The 3,308-nt window shown below is 69.8% G+C and carries 3 protein-coding genes, 1 rRNA gene and 1 pseudogene; all 5 read left to right on the top strand.

Features of this window, described 5'->3' with window-relative positions; genetic code table 11:
* Positions 1 to 105: ribosomal RNA gene (gene rrf, locus QH270_RS28195) — 5S ribosomal RNA — on the top strand; the annotation flags it as partial.
* A gap of 150 nt (positions 106 to 255) precedes the next feature.
* Positions 256 to 885 carry a YdcF family protein gene (locus QH270_RS28190; protein WP_280347072.1) on the top strand — a complete coding sequence of 210 codons (630 nt, stop codon included), beginning with the start codon at positions 256 to 258 and terminating at the stop codon, positions 883 to 885.
* Between the two features lie 92 nt (positions 886 to 977).
* Entirely contained in the window at positions 978 to 1,787 is an 810-nt protein-coding gene (locus tag QH270_RS28185; protein WP_280347071.1) for an SAM-dependent methyltransferase, read from the top strand.
* Between the two features lie 134 nt (positions 1,788 to 1,921).
* Positions 1,922 to 3,043, top strand: a pseudogene (locus QH270_RS34570) (diguanylate cyclase domain-containing protein); the annotation flags it as partial.
* A gap of 151 nt (positions 3,044 to 3,194) precedes the next feature.
* The coding region (locus QH270_RS28175) for an SMR family transporter (RefSeq protein ID WP_280347073.1) at positions 3,195 to 3,308 on the top strand (114 nt) is incomplete at its 3' end.

The following is a 3,308-nucleotide window of genomic DNA, read 5'->3' as shown; positions in this document are numbered from 1 at the left end:
AGCGGTGGGGAAACGCCCGGTCCCATTCCGAACCCGGAAGCTAAGGCCACCTGCGCCGATGGTACTGCACTCGACAGGGTGTGGGAGAGTAGGACACCGCCGGACATATTCTGCGAAAGGCCCCCAGCATCTGCTGGGGGCCTTTTTGCGTGGGATTATAACGGTTCGCGAAACTGAATCACGAATATTTCAGAAACCTGCCCGAGGCCTGCTCCGGTCAGCCACCATGGTGCCACGTTGCTTCGGGAGGTCACCATGGATTGGTTGTTCACGCACAGGTCCCTGCGACGCGGCGCGGCCGCCCTCGTGCTGCCCGCCGCTCTGATCGGCGCGATCGCCACCGCGGCGCCCGTGACCGCCGCGCCGGCGCCCGACCCGCTCGCCGACGGACTGGCGGGCGCGGCGCATTCCATCGCCGGCGTGGCCGGTATCGATCTGCCCCGCAGCTATGGGCCCGAGACCGCGATCGTCGTGCTCGGCTACGGCCTGCTGCCGGACGGGAGCATGCGGGCCGAACTGGGAAACCGGTTGCACGCGGCGCTGATCCAGGCGTTCATGTCGCCCTCCTCCCCGGTGATCGTCACCGGCGGTAACCCGCGCAACGGCGTCACTGAGGCCCAGGTGATGGCGGAATGGTTGCAGGCGCGCGGCGTGCCCGCCAGGCGGATCCACACGGAAACGCAGGCCGGGTCGACGGTGCAGAACGCGGAGTTCGCGGCCCAGGTGATGGCGGCGCTCGGTGTGCACAAGGCGGTGCTCATCACCTCCGCCGATCACATGCGCCGGGCGCTGGAGAACTTCCTCGCCGTCGGCGTGCCGGTGGTCGCGACCATGACACCGGACGTGGCGCCACTGTGGGCCAAGCCGTTCGGCGCGGGGAGTTAGGTTCGCGAGCGCGCCCGCGTCGGTGGCGCGCACTACGATGCGTGGGTCGTCATCGCGGGGTGCGATGCGGCTCGAACGAACAGGGGTATGCGATGGACAGGCCTGCGTGGGCACCCGAAGGCGTAGATATGCAGCATCCGAGCCCGGCCCGGATGTATGACGCGCTGCTCGGCGGCTCGCACAACTTCGCGGTCGACCGGATGGCGGCGGAGATGGCGATCAAGCTCGTACCGGACCTACCGCGACTGGCCCTGAGCAATCGGGCCTTTCTGCGGCGGGCGGTGCGCTTCATGGTCGATGCCGGGATCCGGCAGTTCGTCGACATCGGTTCCGGCATTCCCACCGCGGGCAATGTGCACGAGATCGTGCACGAGCTCGACCCCGAGGCGCGGGTGCTCTACATCGATATCGACCCGGTCGCCGTGGTCCACTCGCGCACCATCCTGAGCGGCAACGAGCGAGCCGGCGCCATCGAGGCCGACCTCAGGGAGCCCGAGGCGTTGCTCGCCGCGGTGCGCGAGACCGGGCTGATCGACTTCGCCGAGCCGGTCGGTCTGCTGCTCGTCGCGGTGCTGCACCTGGTCGCCGACGAGGACGATCCGGCGGGCAAGGTGGCGGCGCTGCGGGCCGCGGTCACCCCGGACAGTTACGTGGCCATTTCACATCTGTCGTCGGAGTCGCGGCCCGAGGATGCCGGTAAGCTGGGTACGCACTCGGTGAACGAGACCAGGGTCGGCATCCATTTCCGGGACAAGGCCGCGATCGCCGGGATGTTTCAGGGTTGGGACATGGTTGATCCCGGCGTCGTCGAGCTGCCGTCGTGGCGGCCGGAGTCGGAGCGGGATCAGCACGAGCAGCCGGGCCGTTCGCTCGGCTTGGCGGGCGTCGCGCGCAAGAGTTGACCGTCGGGGGCGGCAGCGGCGTCACGAGATGACAGGGTGGACGAGCAGTGGGGTCGTGGGAGCTGGCGCAGCGGTGGGCGGAGGCCCTCGACGGCGTTGTCGCTCCCACCCTGACCCGTTCCCAGATCGAGGACATGCTCGCGGCCCTGTGTACGGGCATGATCGACGCCGCGCTCGGCGGTGAGGACCCGGATGTCGCACGCCGGGCCGCCAGGATGCTGGTCGCGGCCAACTATCGCGATCCGGCCGCCGTCAGCCGGTCGGTGCGGGTGATCTGCGAAGACCTGGTGGCCGAGGTCGCCGAGGGGCCGGACGACCCCGCGCTGCCCGAGATCAGCGCCCGCGCGATCGGGCTCGCCGCGGACTTCGCCGCCGGATTCACCGGTGCGCTGCGGTCCGCGGCGCTGGCCGAGCAGGAGGCGACCCTGGCCGCGGTGCTCGCCGCCGCCCGCGAGGCCGAGAGCCGCCGGGCGCTGTCGGAGGCCCGGTTCGAGGCCGTCTTCGACGGCGCGCTGGTCGGCATCGGCACCGTCGACATGACCGGCAAGGTGGTGAACTGCAACGCCACCATGGCCGAGATGCTCGGCCACACGCCCGAATCGATGCCCGGCCGCACGGTCGCGGACATCCTCGGTCCACAGAACCTGAATTACGCCTTCACCGAGTTGCAGCGCATGGTCGCGGGCGACTCGGAGAGCTTCCGCACCGAGACCCAGCACCTGCACGACGACGGCAGTGTCACCATCATCGACCTGTCGATGTCGGCGGTGCGTGACGCCGACGGCGAGATCCAGTTCCTGATCGGCGTCGCCGTCGACGTCACCGAGCGCAAACAACTCGCCGATCGGCTGTGGCACGACGCCAACCACGACGCGCTCACCGGCCTGCCGAATCGTCCGCACCTGTTCAACCGGCTCGCCGAGGCCGAGCCGCCGATCGGCGTCTGCTATCTGGATCTCGACGGCTTCAAGGAGATCAACGACCTGTGGGGACACACGGTCGGGGATCGGGTGTTGCGCGTGGTCGCCGATCGGATGCGTGACGCGGTCCGGTCACTGGGCGCGCTGGCCGCCCGCATCGGCGGTGACGAGTTCCTGGTGCTGGTCGAGAACTGTTCCGGGCAAGCGCAATTGGACACGCTGGCCGACGAGCTGATGACCGCGCTCACCGAACCACTGGAAGTGGACGGGCACATGCTCGCCGTCGGTGTGAGCATCGGCGCGGCCTACTTCGACGAATTGCCCGGCACCGTCGACGAATTGGTGCACGCCGCCGATGCGGCCATGTACCGGCGCAAGCACGAGGCCCGCCGCCGGGCGGGCCCCGAGGGGCGGGGGGGCGCCCCCCCCACCCCGCCGGGCGGCGCGCCCCCCCCGGCGCGCGCGGGCGCCGGGCTACTCTGCGCCCATGACGTTGCTGTTCCTGGCGCTGGCCATCGCCTCCGAAGTCACCGCGACGGTGTCGCTGAAGCTGTCCGAAGGGTTCACCAAGCTGGTGCCCTCGATCATCGTCGTGGTGGGC

Origin of the sequence: Nocardia neocaledoniensis, from assembly GCF_029868625.1 — a bacterium.
In the GTDB taxonomy this organism is placed as follows: domain Bacteria; phylum Actinomycetota; class Actinomycetes; order Mycobacteriales; family Mycobacteriaceae; genus Nocardia; species Nocardia neocaledoniensis_A.
This window is presented reverse-complemented; position numbering and strand designations above follow the sequence as displayed.

What these genes read in the sequence shown, in the direction of transcription:
- QH270_RS28185 (WP_280347071.1), top strand. Translation starts at nt 978, where the DNA reads ATGGACAGGCCTGCGTGGGCACCCGAAGGCGTAGATATGCAGCATCCG.
- QH270_RS28190 (WP_280347072.1), top strand. Translation starts at nt 256, where the DNA reads ATGGATTGGTTGTTCACGCACAGGTCCCTGCGACGCGGCGCGGCCGCC.